The 17095-nt window shown below is 42.2% G+C and carries 16 protein-coding genes and 4 tRNA genes; 1 reads left to right on the forward strand and 19 read right to left on the reverse strand.

Annotation, left to right across the window (positions count from 1 at the left end; all coding sequences use genetic code 11):
- Positions 1 to 10: 10 nt before the first annotated feature.
- From rpoB to LZG71_RS26580, 15 genes are all read right to left on the reverse strand, one after another.
- The gene (gene rpoB / locus LZG71_RS26510) at positions 11 to 3874 is read right to left on the reverse strand and encodes a DNA-directed RNA polymerase subunit beta (protein ID WP_233825680.1); all 3864 of its coding nucleotides are present in this window, start codon (positions 3872 to 3874) and stop codon (positions 11 to 13) included.
- A gap of 333 nt (positions 3875 to 4207) precedes the next feature.
- The gene (rplL, locus tag LZG71_RS26515; RefSeq protein ID WP_233825785.1) at positions 4208 to 4591 is read right to left on the reverse strand and encodes a 50S ribosomal protein L7/L12; all 384 of its coding nucleotides are present in this window, start codon (positions 4589 to 4591) and stop codon (positions 4208 to 4210) included.
- Between the two features lie 88 nt (positions 4592 to 4679).
- Positions 4680 to 5210: a 50S ribosomal protein L10 gene (gene rplJ / locus LZG71_RS26520; protein WP_131960411.1), complete on the reverse strand. Its 531-nt coding sequence runs from the start codon at positions 5208 to 5210 to the stop codon at positions 4680 to 4682.
- A 1-nt stretch (position 5211) separates the two neighbouring features.
- Entirely contained in the window at positions 5212 to 5910 is a 699-nt protein-coding gene (gene rplA, locus LZG71_RS26525) for a 50S ribosomal protein L1 (RefSeq protein ID WP_233825682.1), read from the reverse strand.
- A gap of 32 nt (positions 5911 to 5942) precedes the next feature.
- A complete protein-coding gene (gene rplK, locus LZG71_RS26530) occupies positions 5943 to 6392 on the reverse strand; it encodes a 50S ribosomal protein L11 (protein WP_233825684.1) in 450 nt (149 codons plus the stop codon).
- Between the two features lie 77 nt (positions 6393 to 6469).
- Positions 6470 to 7024, reverse strand: coding sequence for a transcription termination/antitermination protein NusG (gene nusG, locus LZG71_RS26535; RefSeq protein ID WP_233825686.1), 555 nt, complete (start codon positions 7022 to 7024; stop codon positions 6470 to 6472).
- Between the two features lie 36 nt (positions 7025 to 7060).
- Entirely contained in the window at positions 7061 to 7252 is a 192-nt protein-coding gene (gene secE, locus LZG71_RS26540) for a preprotein translocase subunit SecE (protein ID WP_233825688.1), read from the reverse strand.
- Between the two features lie 19 nt (positions 7253 to 7271).
- A tRNA-Trp gene (locus tag LZG71_RS26545) sits at positions 7272 to 7342 on the reverse strand.
- A gap of 104 nt (positions 7343 to 7446) precedes the next feature.
- Positions 7447 to 8634: an elongation factor Tu gene (gene tuf, locus LZG71_RS26550; protein WP_233825690.1), complete on the reverse strand. Its 1188-nt coding sequence runs from the start codon at positions 8632 to 8634 to the stop codon at positions 7447 to 7449.
- Between the two features lie 286 nt (positions 8635 to 8920).
- Positions 8921 to 8992 (reverse strand) — tRNA-Thr (locus LZG71_RS26555).
- A gap of 98 nt (positions 8993 to 9090) precedes the next feature.
- A tRNA-Gly gene (locus tag LZG71_RS26560) sits at positions 9091 to 9163 on the reverse strand.
- Positions 9164 to 9221: 58 nt separating this feature from the next.
- A tRNA-Tyr gene (locus LZG71_RS26565) sits at positions 9222 to 9304 on the reverse strand.
- Between the two features lie 166 nt (positions 9305 to 9470).
- On the reverse strand, positions 9471 to 10559 hold the full coding sequence (locus LZG71_RS26570; protein ID WP_233825692.1) for a hypothetical protein: 1089 nt from the start codon (positions 10557 to 10559) through the stop codon (positions 9471 to 9473).
- Positions 10560 to 10571: 12 nt separating this feature from the next.
- On the reverse strand, positions 10572 to 11348 hold the full coding sequence (locus LZG71_RS26575) for a hypothetical protein (protein ID WP_233825694.1): 777 nt from the start codon (positions 11346 to 11348) through the stop codon (positions 10572 to 10574).
- Positions 11329 to 11919, reverse strand: a complete 591-nt coding sequence (locus LZG71_RS26580) for an RNA polymerase sigma factor (RefSeq protein WP_233825696.1) — start codon at positions 11917 to 11919, stop codon at positions 11329 to 11331. The genes LZG71_RS26575 and LZG71_RS26580 overlap by 20 nt, the downstream gene beginning before the upstream one ends.
- A 268-nt stretch (positions 11920 to 12187) precedes the next feature.
- On the opposite strand from LZG71_RS26580, the gene murI reads away from it, so the two are divergent.
- The gene (gene murI / locus LZG71_RS26585; protein ID WP_233825698.1) at positions 12188 to 12997 is read left to right on the forward strand and encodes a glutamate racemase; all 810 of its coding nucleotides are present in this window, start codon (positions 12188 to 12190) and stop codon (positions 12995 to 12997) included.
- On the opposite strand, the gene LZG71_RS26590 is transcribed toward murI, so the two are convergent.
- The 4 genes from LZG71_RS26590 to LZG71_RS26605 all read right to left on the reverse strand — a co-directional run bounded on the left by LZG71_RS26590 (position 12998) and on the right by LZG71_RS26605 (position 17093).
- Positions 12998 to 15526 carry a glycosyl hydrolase gene (locus LZG71_RS26590; protein WP_233825700.1) on the reverse strand — a complete coding sequence of 843 codons (2529 nt, stop codon included), beginning with the start codon at positions 15524 to 15526 and terminating at the stop codon, positions 12998 to 13000.
- A 144-nt stretch (positions 15527 to 15670) separates the two neighbouring features.
- Positions 15671 to 15958 carry a hypothetical protein gene (locus LZG71_RS26595; protein ID WP_233825702.1) on the reverse strand — a complete coding sequence of 96 codons (288 nt, stop codon included), beginning with the start codon at positions 15956 to 15958 and terminating at the stop codon, positions 15671 to 15673.
- Positions 15955 to 16500: a DUF420 domain-containing protein gene (locus LZG71_RS26600; protein ID WP_233825704.1), complete on the reverse strand. Its 546-nt coding sequence runs from the start codon at positions 16498 to 16500 to the stop codon at positions 15955 to 15957. The genes LZG71_RS26595 and LZG71_RS26600 overlap by 4 nt, the downstream gene beginning before the upstream one ends.
- A 2-nt stretch (positions 16501 to 16502) precedes the next feature.
- Positions 16503 to 17093, reverse strand: coding sequence for a hypothetical protein (locus LZG71_RS26605; RefSeq protein ID WP_233825706.1), 591 nt, complete (start codon positions 17091 to 17093; stop codon positions 16503 to 16505).
- Positions 17094 to 17095 lie beyond the last annotated feature (2 nt).

The raw sequence follows: 17095 nt of genomic DNA on the forward strand, positions 1-17095 counted from the left end.
CGACTAAAAATTAGTCCAGCGTAATTTCCAATGCCAATCCACGAAGCTCGTGAACAAGTACATTGAACGACTCCGGAATATTAGGTTTCGGAAGGTTTTCACCTTTCACGATTGCTTCGTAAGCTTTGGCACGGCCAACAACGTCATCCGACTTAACGGTAAGGATTTCCTGCAGAATGTGCGATGCACCGAATGCTTCAAGTGCCCACACTTCCATTTCTCCGAAACGCTGACCACCAAATTGTGCTTTACCACCCAAAGGCTGTTGTGTGATAAGAGAGTACGGTCCGATAGAACGGGCGTGCATCTTATCGTCAACAAGGTGACCCAGCTTCATCATATACATCAAACCAACTGTTACCGGTTGATCGAAACGCTCACCACTTAATCCGTTGTACAGATAGGTACGTCCCCAATCCGGCAAACCAGCTTCTTTCAATTCGGCAGCAACCTCAGCTTCCGTTGCACCATCAAAGATCGGTGTAGCGTAACGGCGACCAAGTTTCTGACCTGCCCATGCAAGAATAGTTTCATATATCTGACCGATGTTCATACGTGAAGGTACCCCAAGTGGGTTTAACACGATGTTCATAGGAGTTCCGTCTTCAAGGAATGGCATATCTTCATCACGAACGATACGGGCAACAACCCCTTTGTTACCGTGACGACCTGCCATTTTATCCCCCACTTTCAATTTACGTTTCTTCGCGATATATACTTTCGCAAGCTTAACGATACCAGCAGGAAGTTCATCACCTACTTCAAGAGCAAAACGATCGCGTTTGAAACGACCCATCAATTCGCTGCGGGAATTCAGGTAATTTTTAAGTACAAGAGAAATCTGAGCATTCAGTTCAGAATCTTCTGTCCATGAATCTGTCAATACATCACCGATAAGGTTTACCTCCTCAGCAACTGCATACTGGCTCTCATCACGGTACGGGTTGTTTGCAGGGAACAAGTTTTCAGAAATATTTCTGACATTAAACTTCATTCCTTTCGAGATCAACTCATCACCAAATTTATGCTTAACACCCTGAGAAGTCTTTCCATCAGTAAGTGTAACCAGCTTTTCAATAACACGTCCACGAAGTGCAGTTAAATCACGGCCATATTTTTTCATTAACAGGCGCAATTCATCTTTGTGCTTAGCACGCTCTTCTTTAGTAGGACGAGAGAAAAGTTTTGTATCAATAACAACACCTTTCATTGATGGTGGTGCTTTCTTAGAAGCATCCTTCACATCACCGGCTTTATCTCCAAAGATCGCACGAAGAAGTTTTTCTTCCGGTGTTGGATCAGACTCTCCTTTTGGAGTGATCTTACCAATCAGAATATCACCTTCTTTAACTTCCGTACCAACCTGAACGATACCGTTTTCGTCAAGATTTTTAACAGTTTCCTCGCTTACATTAGGAATCTCAGCGGTAAGTTCTTCTTCTCCACGTTTTGTATCGCGAACTTCCAATTCAAATTCTTCAATGTGAATAGAAGTGAAGATATCGTCACGAACCACTTTCTCTGAGATTACAATCGCATCCTCAAAGTTGTATCCCTGCCAAGGCATGAAGGCAACCAAAAGGTTACGACCTAATGCAAGTTCTCCACCTTCTGTACCGTATCCCTGGCAAAGTGCTTCTCCTTTTTTAACTTTCTGGCCTTTAAGAACCATTGGTTGAAGATTAAGACAAGTATCCTGGTTGGTACGACGGAACTTAACAAGGTCGTAAGAAACGCTGTCTTCAATAAAACTAACCAGACGATCTGCGTCTGTTCTGTCATATTTAACAACAATTTTCTTCGCGTCAACATATTCGATAACACCATCACCTTCGGCCACAACAAGCGCGCGTGAATCCATCGCAACACGTTTTTCAAGACCCGTTCCTACGATCGGAGCCTGTGGACGAAGCAAAGGAACACCCTGGCGCTGCATGTTCGATCCCATCAGGGCACGGTTAGCATCATCATGTTCAAGGAATGGAATAAGCGATGCCGCAACAGAAACAATCTGATTGGCAGCTACGTCCATGTAAGACGCCTGAGAAGGATCCACCATCGGGAAGTCACCTTCAAAACGTGTCTTGATTTTTTCAACTGTAAAGTTACCATCCTTATCAACCGAGGCATTTGCCTGAGCGATATATTTGGAATCCTCCTCCTCAGCTGTCATATAAATAAGCTCGTTGGTAAGCTTACCCGAGCCATCGATTACACGGTAAGGTGTTTCGATGAAGCCCATTCCGTTAACTTTGGCAAATACACAAAGAGAAGAAATCAAACCAATGTTTGGTCCTTCCGGCGTTTCGATTGTACACAGACGACCGTAGTGCGTGTAGTGAACGTCACGAACCTCGAAACCTGCTCTTTCACGTGAAAGACCACCTGGCCCAAGTGCCGACATACGTCTTTTGTGCGTAATCTCAGCCAATGGATTGGTTTGATCCATGAACTGTGACAACTGGTTGGTACCGAAGAACGAGTTGATAACAGAAGAAAGCGTACGCGCGTTGATCAAATCAACAGGCTTGAAATCTTCATTGTCACGAACATTCATACGTTCTTTGATGGTACGCGCCATACGAGCCAAACCTACGCCGAACTGTGCGTAAAGTTGTTCACCAACAGTACGAACACGACGGTTTGACAAGTGATCGATATCATCGACAACCGCTTTTGCATTGATCAGACCGATCAGATATTTCACGATGGAAACGATATCACCGGTAGTCAGAACGCGAACGTCAAGGCTTGTATCAGAACCTAATTTTTTGTTGATCCTGTAACGGCCAACATCACCAAGGTCATAACGTTTGTCACTGAAGAACAAGCTTTGGATTACGTCCCTTGCAGTTTGCTCATCTGGTGCTTCTGCGTTACGAAGCTGACGATAAATTTGCTCTACCGCCTCTTTATCAGAGTTAGAGCTATCTTTTTGAAGCGTATTATAAATGATGTTATAATCCGCAACATTCATATCTTCTTTGTGCAAGATCACTGATTTCTGACCCGACTCAAGGATTACCTCGATATCGTCAGGAGAAATTGTAGAATCGCGTTCAAGCAGTACTTCGTTACGTTGAATAGAAACTACCTCGCCGGTATCTTCATCCACGAAATCTTCAGTCCAGGTACGTAATACCCTTGCAGCCAAACGACGACCAACTGCCTTTTTCAGGTTTGCAGGTGTTGCTCCTATTTCTTCTGATAGTCCGAAAAGATCCAGGATGTCTTTATCAGATCCAAAACCAATCGCTCTCAAAAGAGTCGTAACAGGGAATTTCTTTTTACGGTCGATGTAAGCGTACATCACGTTGTTCACATCCGTCGAGAATTCAATCCATGAACCCTTGAAAGGAATGATACGTGCAGAATACAATTTCGATCCGTTGGTGTGCTTGCTCATCGAGAAGAACACACCTGGTGAACGGTGAAGCTGAGAAACGATTACGCGCTCAGCACCATTGATTACGAATGAACCACGCTCGGTCATGTAAGGAATGTTTCCTAAGAAAACCTCCTGCTCAATGGTTTCAAATTCTTCGTGATCCGCATCATTACATATCAAACGTAATTTTGCTTTAAGCGGGACAGCATAAGTAAGTCCGCGATCAATAGATTCATCAACAGAGTATTTCGGTGGTTCAAGAAGATAATCAATGAACTCAAGCACGAAATTGTCGCGTGAATCTGCAATTGGAAAGTTCTCTGCGAAAACTTTGTACAATCCTTCGTCCGAGCGATCTTCAACAGATGTATCCAGACTGAAGAAATCCCGGAACGACTGTACCTGAATGCCTAACAAATCCGGATAATCAATAATCTGATTGATCCTCGAGAAATTTTTTCTAGGTGTTGCTTTAATTGTAGCCAAGGCTATGTCTGATTTGGGTTAGTAGAACGAAAAACAAGACGGTGTAACTATGTACAACACGTAATCGCACTAATTGGTTTAAAACCTTAATCGTATGCCTCGTAGAACATTAGAAAAACCGCCCCTGTGCTCCTTTCCTACGAGTAAAGAAGTGTTTCAGGCGAGTTCTTCGGTGTGAAGAAAATAGTCAGTATAAAGTTGTTCACACTGACGTGTATAATCCTAAACGCTGAAAAAGAGAATTTGTTTGGTTTATACACTAAATAGGAAAAGACCTGACGTAAGTCAGGCCTATTTCCTTAGAATTATAGGATGTCGTTGGTGTAAAGCAAATTACTTCACTTCAACTTCAGCACCAGCTTCTTCAAGTTGTTTTTTCAAAGCTTCTGCTTCGTCTTTAGCAACTCCTTCTTTAACTGGTTTCGGAGCGCCGTCAACTAGTTCTTTCGCTTCTTTCAGTCCAAGACCTGTAAGGTCTTTAACCAATTTCACAACTGCCAATTTGCTAGCACCTGCTGATTTCAAAATTACATCAAAAGACGTTTTTTCTTCTACTGCAGCAGCGTCACCACCACCTGCAGCTGGACCTGCAACCATTACTGCACCTGCAGCTGCTGGTTCGATACCATACTCGTCTTTAAGAATTGTAGCCAATTCGTTCACTTCTTTAACCGTTAGGTTAACAAGCTGTTCCGCGAAAGCTTTCAAATCTGCCATTTTTATTTTCGATTTTGTGATTATACAATAAGATGATTTTAAAAGCTCCATTTATGTTAACCCGGAGAGCTCAGCCTGGCAATATATATTAGTCTTCTTTCTCAGATAAAGTTTTGAGAATACCAGCCAATTTGTTTCCACCGCTTTGAAGAGCGCCGATAACATTTTTAGCAGGTGATTGCAACAATCCGATGATCTCTCCAACCATTTCTTGTTTGGATTTCAGAGCGATCAGAACGTCAAGCTGGCTTTCGCCTACAAAAACAGATGAGTCAACAGAAGCTCCTTTAAATTTAAGCTTGTCGCTACCTGATTTCTTCTTGAATTCTTTAATCAATTGTGCAGGAACTTTACCTGACTCCGGGTGAAACATGATACCGGAAAATCCTTTTAGAACTTCATCAAAAGATGAATAATCCGTATCTAATGTTTCTAGTGCTTTCTTAATCAGGGTGTTCTTTACAACACGATACTCAATACCTTTTTCGAAGCAAAGGCCTCTAAGTATGTTTACCTCTCCAACTGACATTCCGTTGGCACTGGTAATGTAGAAGTATGGCGTGTTCGAGAATTTCTGACTTAGTTCGTCAATAATTACTGCTTTCTCTTCCCGTGTCATATTATAATCCTGGAATCGTGTTTTTATCTATAGTAACACCCGGGCTCATCGTACTTGACAAGTGAATGCTCTTAACGTAAGTACCTTTCGCAGATGATGGTTTAAGGCGAATCAAAGTATTGATCACCTCAACTGCATTCTGTGCAAGTTGGTCTGTTCCAAAAGAAACTTTACCTACACTGGTATGAATGATACCGGTTTTGTCAACCTTGAAATCAATTTTACCAGCTTTTACCTCTTTTACAGCCTTAGCAACATCTGGTGTTACTGTACCTGACTTAGGGTTCGGCATCAGACCACGTGGACCCAATACTTTACCTAACTTACCCACTTTCGCCATTACTGACGGCATAGTGATGATTACGTCGATGTCTGTCCAACCTTGTTCTATCTTTTGGATATATTCGTCAAGGCCAACATGATCTGCTCCTGCTTCTTTCGCTTCTGCCTCCTTATCCGGAGTACACAATACCAATACACGAACTTCTTTTCCGGTTCCGTGTGGCAATGTTACCACGCCACGTACCATTTGATCAGCTTTACGAGGATCAACGCCCAAACGGACATCGATATCCACGGAAGAGTCAAACTTGGTATAGGAAATCTTCTTAAGTACGTCCGCTGCTGCCTCAAGTGAGTAAGCTTGTTCTGCGTCGAATTTCGAAAGAGCTTCTTTTTGCTTTTTGGTCAATTTTCCCATGTTCTTTGTTTCTTAGGCGTTTATTATAACGCTCAGTTGTTTTCTTCCCACGGGGCTTTGCCAGCTACGGTAATACCCATACTACGAGCCGTTCCCGCAATCATCTTCATAGCAGAATCAATTGTAAAGCAGTTTAGATCCGGCATTTTAGTCTCAGCGATCGTACGAACCTGATCCCATGATACTGAACCTACTTTTAAACGGTTTGGCTGAGCCGAACCTACTTTTACTTTTGATGCTTCCAGAAGCAAAATCGCGGCCGGGGGGGTCTTAATGACGAAGTCAAAAGACTTATCCTTATAGTATGTAATAACTACCGGCAATACCACACCAGGTTTATCCTGAGTACGGCCATTGAATTGCTTACAAAACTCCATGATATTCAAACCCTTCGATCCTAATGCAGGACCAATCGGAGGTGAAGGATTGGCTGAGCCACCTTTTACCTGTAGTTTGACGTATCCACCTATTTCTTTTGCCATTGTTTTGGAATTTGTCGGTTCATTAATCGTCTAACGGCTCACATGCAAGTGGAAGCTTACCCTGCCCGTTGTTCTTATTAACTATCCTTTTCTACTTGTGCGTAACTGAGTTCCACGGGTGTATTACGCCCGAATATTTTTACAACTACATTGAGTTTTTTCTTCTCATCAAATACTTCTTCTACCAGACCGATAAAGCCGCTGAACGGACCATCGACTACCTTCACTGTCTCTCCTTTTATGAAAGACATGCTCGGTGCTTCTTCCAGCTGTTCAGCTTCATCAACACGTCCTAAGATCCTGTTAATTTCCGACTGACGCAATGGAACGGGAACTTTGGAATTACCTTCCGAGTTTCCAAGAAATCCGATAACACCTGGTATGCTGGTAATTATGTGCAAGACTTCCCCTTTTGACAAATCCGCCGAAATGATAATGTATCCGGGGAAAAAGTTTTTCTCCCTCACCCTTTTCTTTCCATTACGCATTTCATAAATCTTCTCCGAAGGAATAAGAATTTGCGGAACGAATTCTGTGAGTTTTTGCCGTGTTATTTCATTTTCAATGTAGGACTTGATTTTTTTCTCTTGTCCCGACACAGCTCTTAATACAAACCAATTTAGACTACTCATACCATTCTGGGGGTTGCCACTATAATAATAATAGCCTTAGAAAGACTGATAAAACAGCCTTAATGCGTTCTCAAAAACGAGATCCATGATCCCAACAACAAAGGCAAAAATAAGGGACCCTACAAGCACCAATGTTGTGTTAGCCTGAAGCTCGTTAAAAGGAGGCCATGTTACGTGCTGGGTCATTTCTTCCCATGACGATTTCAAAAAAGAAGTAAATTTTTCCATTTTTGCTTTTTACTTATTGCACGGGTGGAGAGATTCGAACTCCCATCAACGGTTTTGGAGACCGCTATTCTACCCTTGAACTACACCCGTGTTTTGTACATTCCTCCCTTTCGGGCTGCAAAGATACAATTATTTTACAAAAAACAAGTGCATTTCAAAAGAAATGCACTTGTTTTAGTGTCATTTACCTCAGATTAGTCAACAATCTCAGTAACCTGACCAGCACCTACGGTACGTCCACCTTCACGAATCGCGAAACGAAGACCTTTTTCCATAGCAATCTTGTTGATCAATTTTACGTCAATAGTGATGTTATCACCTGGCATAACCATTTCAACCCCAGCAGGAAGAGAAATCTCTCCTGTTACGTCCGTGGTACGGAAGTAGAACTGAGGACGGTATTTGTTAAAGAATGGAGTGTGACGTCCACCTTCTTCTTTCGAAAGTACATAAACCTCGCCTTTGAAAGCAGCATGAGGCTTAACTGAACCTGGCTTGCAGATTACCATTCCGCGACGAATATCTTCTTTGTTGATACCACGAAGCAATAGACCTACGTTATCACCAGCTTCTCCACGGTCAAGGATTTTACGGAACATCTCAACACCAGTTACGGTAGATTTAAGACCTTCTGCTCCCATACCCAAGATATCTACAGGCTCACCAGAGTTGATTACTCCTCTTTCGATACGACCAGTTGCAACAGTACCACGACCAGTGATCGAGAATACGTCTTCAACAGGCATAAGGAAAGGAAGATCAGTCATACGAGGAGGAATTGGAATGTAGCTATCAACAGCGTCCATCAATTCTTCAATCGTTTTAACCCATTTCTCTTCGCCATTCAAACCACCCAAAGCAGAACCTTGGATTACAGGAATGTTGTCTCCATCGTAATCGTAGAAGCTCAAAAGCTCACGGATTTCCATTTCAACAAGCTCAAGTAGTTCAGGATCATCAACCATATCCACTTTGTTCATGAATACTACAAGTTGAGGAACACCTACCTGACGAGCCAAAAGAATGTGCTCACGAGTTTGTGGCATTGGTCCATCAGTAGCAGCTACTACGATGATAGCTCCGTCCATCTGAGCAGCACCAGTTACCATGTTCTTTACATAATCCGCGTGACCTGGACAGTCAACGTGAGCATAGTGACGGTTTGCTGTCGCGTACTCAACGTGGGATGTGTTAATTGTGATACCACGTTCTTTCTCTTCAGGTGCATTATCAATTGATGAGAAATCACGAAGTACTGCTAAACCCTTTTTCGCCAACACAGTTGTGATAGCAGCAGTAAGGGTAGTTTTACCGTGGTCAACGTGCCCGATAGTACCAATATTTACGTGGGGTTTCGAGCGGTCAAACGTCTCTTTTGCCATGACTTAAGTACGCTTAAAATTAAAAGTTATTACGAATTTATTAAACACTAATGATTGATCCTGTTTAGCTTACTATACCAAGCACTCCAAAACCAATTAAACTAAATACAAAGATCAAAATCTTTCTGAGCTATTGAGAAACTGTTCCATTCTACAACTTTTCAAAGTTAGAAACATCGCTCAATATTTCTCCTGAACTATTGAGGGGATTTGAACGGCACCGGCCGCCCTGACCTGACCTCTTCCTTACCAAGAAAGTGCTCTACTCAATACTTCAAAATTCCTGAGCTATTGAGGGGATTTGAACCCCTGACCTCTTCCTTACCAAGGAAGTGCTCTACCCCTGAGCTACAACAGCAAAACATTTCCATTTTTCTTAAACAACCAAAAAGCGATCAGCGAAAAAGTTTCAATATGAATGTTTTCGCTGATCGCTTTGACGGTGTCTTAAAATTGAGCGGAAGACGAGGTTCGAACTCGCGACCTATAGCTTGGAAGGCTATCGCTCTACCAGCTGAGCTACTTCCGCAATTGTGTTGTGCCTGACTTTTGACTGGTATTTCAAAAATCAACTCTGGCTCAAACTGTGGGGGCGGATGGATTCGAACCACCGTAGGCGTACACCAGCAGATTTACAGTCTGCCCCATTTGGCCACTCTGGTACACCCCCTTTTCAACATTTCAATACATCCGTGAAAGCCGCTTGTTTCACTTTTGGAGCTGCAAAATTATACCCTTTTCTGATATTCTCAAATTCTTTTTGAAAAAAAATTAAATAAAAATATGGGATCGCGTTAAAAAAACACGCAACGATCCCATATTCAATCAGTTGTGATTTACAATCTTATTCCGAAACTAATCATATTTATTTTAGGTCCCCGGTTTTCTTCGTGCAGGGTATTCAAATCGTAATTCACAAATAGGTCGACAAAATTCCGAAAGCCAAGTTCTGCTCCTATGCCATATCGAAAATCATTCAGGTAATAGTTCATACGCTCTCTATCTTTATCCTTGGTTCCTTCTCTTTGCGTTTTGGAATAACTTCCCAGACGATATCCTCCATAAACACCTGCACTGATGTAGGAAACAAAGGAATTACGAAAGCTAACCGTTGGCATCAAGGACAGATTCACATTGGGCACAACCAGTTTACTTTTTTTCATTTCTACCTCTTTACTATCTTCTATAATTGAATTAAACTCAACTCTTTCAGCTCCCTTTACTATGGTATTATTACCATCATACATCAGATTGTACCAGGAGAAGTCAACGCCTAAATCAAGATGAAAACTCGCTTTTTTACCGCTCGCGATTTTGGCACTTGTGATATATCCAAGGCTCACAAATCTGGATCCGAAAGGTCGCAGGTCATAATCCTCTTTATTGTAGACACCTGGCTCGTTTGATCCGTAAGTGTTTAACCCCAAGGCAAAAGCAAATCCCTTTCTAGGACTGGATCCGCCACGTGATCGGGTAAAATTCTTCCCCAAACGTTTATAATCAATATCCTTGGAATCTTCGGCATCTTCGTCTTTCACGGAAACTCCGCCGGCATCAATTTTCACCTCTGTATCCCCATCCTTCACATGTATACCACGTATGCCGATCCTTACATAATCCTCTTCTGATTTGTCTTTCACATATCGGTTGCCGTCAATTTCCTCTCTCAAATAAGTTGTATCTGCTTTGGTAGAATCCAGTCTTACCTGAAGATCTTTCAGCAGTGCGTTTAAGTCATACTTCATAATCTTATCCAACTCCTGCCGATTTTCTCCGTAAATGATGAGCCGTGTCTTATTTCCGAAAGTTACGATGATGGAATCTTTTTGAACTTTGCCCTGAGACAAGCTGCTCACCCGTGCTTCCACACTGCTACCCAAAACAGATAGCAGTAAAATCAATGCTAAATACAATTTAGTTTTCATGGCTAATAGATATTATAGTTTTGTTCTCTCTTTAATATTTTGATATTTTTCTGATACTTTTTCCTCTCCGGTTTTTAATCTGTCATCCACACGTGCTACAAGCGCCTTAGGATTAAAACCGACATCTTCCCAGTCAACAGTCTCGCCCTGCTTTGCATTTTTCAACTGACGGAATATTCTGGTGAAGCGCGACGGCTTTTCTTTTTCTTCATTCACAACCGGCTCTTCCACCCGAACAACAATTGTTCTGTTTTCCTGCTTAGGCACCTTTGTTTCAGTGAATGCAACATGCGTGTTTTCCATGTTTTTGACAGTAGCTATTTCGGGTAGAGATATCTCAGACTGCGGTTCCAAAACGACAGGAGCATTAGTAGTTGCAAGCCGAGCTGGTTCATTCAACACCTCCTTCTCCTTTTGAACAACACGAGGAGAAATGCGGGGCCTCATCTTTTCAACTTTACTACTGATGTTTTTTTCCGGAACCACCTCTGCCAACTCCACGGCCGCTTCCTGAGTAAGCTGAGGCTTGGCTGAGCCCTGCGGGATCTCTACCGGATTCTGATGACCAGCCAGCTGAGGTGTTACTTCTCCCGACTGATTGATCCAAACTGAATAACCTGCCATCAATGCAACTGCGACACCGGCTGCTGCATACCAGATCCACGCCGTCAAACGTCGCTCTTCCTTCTTTTTCCCCTGATTTAAACGATCCCATGCCGTAGCAGAAGGTTGTTTCTCTAAGCCATGGAGCTTAGTCCTGAAAATATCATCAATAGGATGCTTTTTCATAATTCACTTTTTTTTTAAATCCTACTTCCCATTCTGCAACCATTTTTTGCAACAAAGCCCTCGCCCGGTGAAGCTGTGATTTGGACGTACTTTCTGTAATTCCCATCATTACGGCAATTTCGCTATGTGCATAACCTTCAATGGCATACAAGTTGAATACAGTTCTATAACCCACTGGCAAATCTCCGATAAGTTCCAGCAATTCCTCCGCGTTCAGGTTTTGATCTGCCAATGTATAATCCGGGATATTTTCTGCCTCATCAGATAATGTGTCCTCCAAAACCCTCTTCTGCTTCCTCAGATGTCCCAGTGCCTCATTGACCATGATCCTCCTTATCCAACCTTCAAAACTTCCTTCTCCGCTAAACTGATCAATTTTACTAAAAACCCTCATGAACCCTTCCACCATAATGTCTTCGGCTATCATTTCGTCACCAGCATAGCGAAAACACAGCCCCAGCATGCGCGAGCTATATTTTTCGTACGCTTGTCGCTGTCCTTTTGGATCTTGCTTCCTAAGGGCTTTAACAAGCTGCGCTTCCTGATTAAATAATGATAAAATTCTACTCATTCCATCTGGTGGTTTCGGTAGCAAGATGCTTAATTATGTATCTGAGGTTGCATGAGCTCTCTATCTTTTTTAAAATAAAGAACCCTTTTTTATTGATCCATATTCTTGACAAACTCAAACACAAACATATCTAACTGAAAATCAAAAGAATATGCATTTACAAATAGCATTTACCAGTGAACCATAAAACTTCTTTTTCTCTCAAAAAAAATATATTGGGTTTCATCTTTTAGCTTTGATGTCATAATCTATATCAAAACACATTTGCATGTTTGATTCAACGGCTCCGATAGGAATATTTGATAGCGGTATTGGCGGGATGACCGTCGCCAGCGCTGTAACACGACTTTTACCAAAAGAAAATACCATCTATTTTGGTGATACGGCCCATCTGCCGTATGGTGATAAATCAACAGCCGCAATTCAGGCATATTCTATAAAGATCTGCAACATGCTTTTACAGCAAAATTGTAAACTGATACTGATTGCCTGTAATTCTGCCTCAGCTGCTGCATTTGAACTTGTGAAAGAATATGTCGGGAGCAAGGCGCACGTCCTGAACGTAATTGACCCGGTTGTCGATTATATCAAGGAACATTACGATGGGAAAAGTATTGGACTGATCGGGACAAAACAAACAGTGCTTTCTAATGTGTACAAAAAGAAAGTAGATGCACTAAACAAGAACATTCAGTTAAAATCGCTGGCAACGCCATTGCTAGCCCCAATGATTGAAGAAGGATTTTTCGACAATAACATCAGCGAAAGCATTATATCCAGCTATTTGTCCGATCAATCTTTGAAAGATATTGAGGCACTTATCCTGGGTTGTACACACTATCCGCTTATAAAAAAACAAATAGCCTCATTTTACGGAAGCGATGTTGAGATTCTGGATAGCTCAGAAATTGTGGCCAATTCGCTCCGCGCCATATTGGATCAACATTATCTGATCAATGAAAAAGGAGAAGGTAAACGGCAATTTTATGTTTCCGATTATACCCTCTCCTTTGAACAGTCTACCAATATATTTTTCGGCCGGCAAATCCAGCTGGAACATTATCCTCTCTGGGAATAATTATTCATTGTAAATGATTTTTACCGGCCCTAATAATCCCGAAGGCATTGGCTTCCATGCCGATGCATCGAATGGCTTGTAGGTAATATCAGCTACGTTGATATCATAGAATTTTTTCCAGTCCGGAGTCTGTTTATCTCTAAGGCGCATGTAATTGGCCGACAAATTGGTAACCTCGATTTCCAACAGGTTACCCTTCGTTTTCAAAATCCCCGGCTTTACGTCAGCAATAAAAGGAATTGACCAATAAGTGCCGATATCTTCCCCGTTGATCTTTATAGAAGCCACTTCCCTTACGTCTCCCAAGTCCAGTTGCAATTCACTCTTATTAACGACAGACTTGGGTACATCAAATTTCACAGTGTATTTCGCCGTTCCGGAAAAATAAACGGCTGAGTCAGGAAGTTGGGTCCATGAATCAAGGGTTTTGATCTTTGCACCTTTTGGCAAAGACGGCCTTCCCTTCAGAAATGTAACATCCCACGTGCCATTAACTGCAAAATCTCTTTTGATAACGACAGGATTGCGTGCATTCTTGACCCCTTCCGAAGCTTCTTCCAAAAAGCAGGACTGCCCCGGCAACAGTTTCAGATAAGCCTGAGATATGCCTGCACTGTCACGAAGGGTCATTAAAGATTTACCAGACATCGGATCGTTTTTAGATATAAGCCTTGCCTTACCCAATGTTATCCAACCCTCTGAGAACCTGTTTGAAAGATTACTCACAAAATAAATTGCCTTACCCTCTTTATTTTTCTTTCGGATATAGGTCAGCCCTTTTTTTGCCAACTCCTCTTGTACAACACCATTTTTCAAAAGCATTTGATCCACATCATCGCCTACCTGTGTAGCTGGTAGTTTTTTTAGTTCAGTAATCTGATCTGTAAATGTCTTCTGTCTTTCTTCACGCGCTGCCATACCCGTTACGGTATCCGGCATTTTACCCTGAAAAATAACTCTACCTCCGGCACGGGCAAGCCTAAGAATCTGATTAAGTGTTTCAGCAGGCATGTAGGTTTCTGCCGGAATCAAAAGCGTTTTATACGAAGCGGCCTCCGAAGCCAAATTTCCTTTTTCATCGATCTTTAACCTGTCCAACTGCCGATCCGAAACATAATCAAATGAATAACCTTCGTTCCATAATTTTTGAGAGAGTTTCCCAAACGGCAAATCAAGCAGCCAGCGGTCTACATGGTGTACTTCCAGAAGATTAATTCCCCCCGAAGATTTTGAAGGTTTGGCCCATAGATCGTGTATTGGGAAATATACCAATACGTCGTTATCGGGTTTGCTATCCTGTAATATGGTCTGGCAATTTTCGACGTACTTATTCAATAATGAAAAATGTTCTGCAAAGTGCGAGGTAGGTCCAAAATTCGTGGAAGCGTAAAACAACCATCCCGGATATGCCTCGTCAATGGGAGAATAGGTTGTTCCGTGGTAAAAAATATGATTGATTCCCGAAACAAACAACTGGTCGATCTGAGGTTTGATCTGGGAAAGAGATACTTTAAAGTGGTTTGCAAGCCAGGTAGCTGTTTCTGAACTCACCAGCTTTTTACCCGAAAAATGAGCCGCAGAAGACGCGAACTTCATCGCCAATGGATTTGGCGTCCCAAATTGTTTGATCGAGTAATCCGTATCCACTCTCAGGCCAGGAATTGAGAATCGGCTTGTACCAAATGATTCCGTTTCCGGGATATCGGCTTCGTCATACAGATCCAACAAATTACCTGGTGAACCATGAGCCTGATAACGGGTTAGAAAGTTATGATCCTTACTCCACTTCGCCCACTGATTAGCATAACGTTCCCGAAGCAGCTCGGCGAGAGTCTGTTTGTAATCCATCCGTACAAACTCAGCATCCACTTTATTAACCGAATCTTTCAGCAGAGAGAGCATCGGTTTCAGATCGTAACCACGTCTTGCTTCAAACTCCTTTAAAAAATCCTCCGTCCAGTTGGCACCGTAAGCCTCGTAGGAATCCATGTACATGGAGCGAGGTTTCTCTTTTGTATTTGCAAAGGCAGAATCAAACCGTGTCAGATATTGAGACATTGCACTTTTATGGTACGGATCAAACACCAATCCTTCTCCACCAGGCGCTGCACGTTTAACCATCTGTTTTGTATTCTTCACGGCTGGCTCACCATCTATCACCTCCATTTGTTTCGCTCCGAGCGTAGTAGGTATGTTAGGTCCGCCAAAAGGCCATCCTGTTCCTGTTGTCATGTCTACACCCAGTCCAAGTCTTTTTCCCGCTCCGACTGTATGCTGCATCATGTCGAGCCATTTGGGGCTCAGAAATGGTATAAAATCAGCCTCAGCTCCCTTTGCTCCGTAAATCGGGATAATGTGTACACCACCCACACCCGCTTTCTGAAAGATTTCAAGTTGCTTGGTGATATCCTGCTTCTTCACAGCACTGCCCATCCACCACCAGTATGTCCAGGGTTTGGCTGTGGAAATGTTCTGAGCACTCGTGTTGATACAAGGGAATGTTAGTAAGAAAAAAAGTATATATCGCATATTTAAAAACATTTTTGAAGTAAAGACGGCACCGGGTTTTCTTACCCTTCATTTTGCTTTTTTTTCACCGCATTTTAAGTTGCCTGACAATAAAAAAGCGGAATCATTACTGACCCCGCCGGCACTTATTCATGGTGATAATTACTAATTCTGTTGGTAAGCCTGTCTGAGTCTCGAATTGATAAACTCACGCTCCTGTTGGTTTTTCTTACTATTACGATACCATAGGTATCCTATCACTCCTACGATAAGATAGGGCATTACAAATAGGTAAACGATGCCCGTATTCAGCCCCACTCCTACATTGTTACGACCATTACCCATGGAACTCTCTACGCTCCCTCTGCACATGGCACATTGTGCCCACAGATCTGCTGATGAAAGAACCAGCAAAGCCAACATTCCTACGAATACTAACGCAAATTTTTTCATACGTAATAAGGACTAATCATTAGGTAAACGATCACACCGCTAATACTTACATAAAGCCATATAGGAAATGCGTATTTGACGGCTTTCCTATGTTGTGGCAATTGATTCGTGATCCCAAAATATACTGCTCTCAGAACAAACCACACAACTCCTATTGACAATACGATATGCGATATCAATAAAAAGTAATAGGTGAATCTTAGTGTACTCCCAGTGCCGCCAAAAGGCGTAGATTCATTGGAAATGTGATACAATATGTAACAAACCAAAAAAACAGCTCCTAACACAAATGCAGACATCATCATTTGTCTGTGTGCATTACGATTATTCTTTTTAATGAAATAGTAACCCAAAATGAGAAACAGCGCAGTTAATGAATTAATAACGCCGATTACGTGTGGAAGCACTTTGGTCCACGCTCCTAGCTCTACTTTCTGACGAATACCAAGGATTGCCGCAACCGCTACCGGAATGACAATCGCTAGTACATTAATTATACGCTCGTATTTCTTTTGATTTTTATCTAATAATAAAGTGGCCATATCTATTTTTCAAACCCTTGGTCGTCTATACTCAATATCTTAATCTCCGCCATCAGCCGATCCGTCTCTTCTGAATCAGCTCCATTGTAATAACCTCTTATGTGCCCATCACGGTCTATCAGCATCCATCTGTTTTCCGGAGCACCAATCTTTTTAGTATCTACAAATTCATTCCATTTAAGAATGCTATCCCGATCGTGGCTGCTTAACTGAATATTACGCCATCCCGCCTTGGCAACACTACTATCCGAAACTGTACGCTCATGCAGTGATAGTAACTCAAGCCCTTTCACCCCTTCTTGGAGAGCATAAATACGATTCAGATTGTCACGCATAACTCGGCAGCTGTCATCACATTGCTCGCTGAGATAACTTACAACGGTGAGGTTACCATTTAAAGCGAGTTTCTCACCCGAAACTGTGTAAAACAATGTATCGCCATTGTTTCCCCTGATCAAACCCTGCGTATCTGTTACAGGATGATAAAACGGAACGTTGTAGTGATTGGTTGCAAAGAAGCGCAGGAAGGTAAAAATCAAAGCCGGTATTACTAATGTAACGATCAGTAATCCGGCTTTGCCATATTTTTTCATAT

This window comes from Dyadobacter sp. CY312, from assembly GCF_021390535.1.
Lineage (GTDB): Bacteria > Bacteroidota > Bacteroidia > Cytophagales > Spirosomataceae > Dyadobacter.

What these genes read in the sequence shown, in the direction of transcription:
- rplL (WP_233825785.1), bottom strand. Translation starts at nt 4,591, where the DNA reads ATGGCAGATTTGAAAGCTTTCGCGGAACAGCTTGTTAACCTAACGGTT.
- rplJ (WP_131960411.1), bottom strand. Translation starts at nt 5,210, where the DNA reads ATGACACGGGAAGAGAAAGCAGTAATTATTGACGAACTAAGTCAGAAA.
- rplA (WP_233825682.1), bottom strand. Translation starts at nt 5,910, where the DNA reads ATGGGAAAATTGACCAAAAAGCAAAAAGAAGCTCTTTCGAAATTCGAC.
- rplK (WP_233825684.1), bottom strand. Translation starts at nt 6,392, where the DNA reads ATGGCAAAAGAAATAGGTGGATACGTCAAACTACAGGTAAAAGGTGGC.
- nusG (WP_233825686.1), bottom strand. Translation starts at nt 7,024, where the DNA reads ATGAGTAGTCTAAATTGGTTTGTATTAAGAGCTGTGTCGGGACAAGAG.
- secE (WP_233825688.1), bottom strand. Translation starts at nt 7,252, where the DNA reads ATGGAAAAATTTACTTCTTTTTTGAAATCGTCATGGGAAGAAATGACC.
- tuf (WP_233825690.1), bottom strand. Translation starts at nt 8,634, where the DNA reads ATGGCAAAAGAGACGTTTGACCGCTCGAAACCCCACGTAAATATTGGT.
- LZG71_RS26570 (WP_233825692.1), bottom strand. Translation starts at nt 10,559, where the DNA reads ATGAAAACTAAATTGTATTTAGCATTGATTTTACTGCTATCTGTTTTG.
- LZG71_RS26575 (WP_233825694.1), bottom strand. Translation starts at nt 11,348, where the DNA reads ATGAAAAAGCATCCTATTGATGATATTTTCAGGACTAAGCTCCATGGC.
- LZG71_RS26580 (WP_233825696.1), bottom strand. Translation starts at nt 11,919, where the DNA reads ATGAGTAGAATTTTATCATTATTTAATCAGGAAGCGCAGCTTGTTAAA.
- murI (WP_233825698.1), top strand. Translation starts at nt 12,188, where the DNA reads ATGTTTGATTCAACGGCTCCGATAGGAATATTTGATAGCGGTATTGGC.
- LZG71_RS26590 (WP_233825700.1), bottom strand. Translation starts at nt 15,526, where the DNA reads ATGCGATATATACTTTTTTTCTTACTAACATTCCCTTGTATCAACACG.
- LZG71_RS26595 (WP_233825702.1), bottom strand. Translation starts at nt 15,958, where the DNA reads ATGAAAAAATTTGCGTTAGTATTCGTAGGAATGTTGGCTTTGCTGGTT.
- LZG71_RS26600 (WP_233825704.1), bottom strand. Translation starts at nt 16,500, where the DNA reads ATGGCCACTTTATTATTAGATAAAAATCAAAAGAAATACGAGCGTATA.
- LZG71_RS26605 (WP_233825706.1), bottom strand. Translation starts at nt 17,093, where the DNA reads ATGAAAAAATATGGCAAAGCCGGATTACTGATCGTTACATTAGTAATA.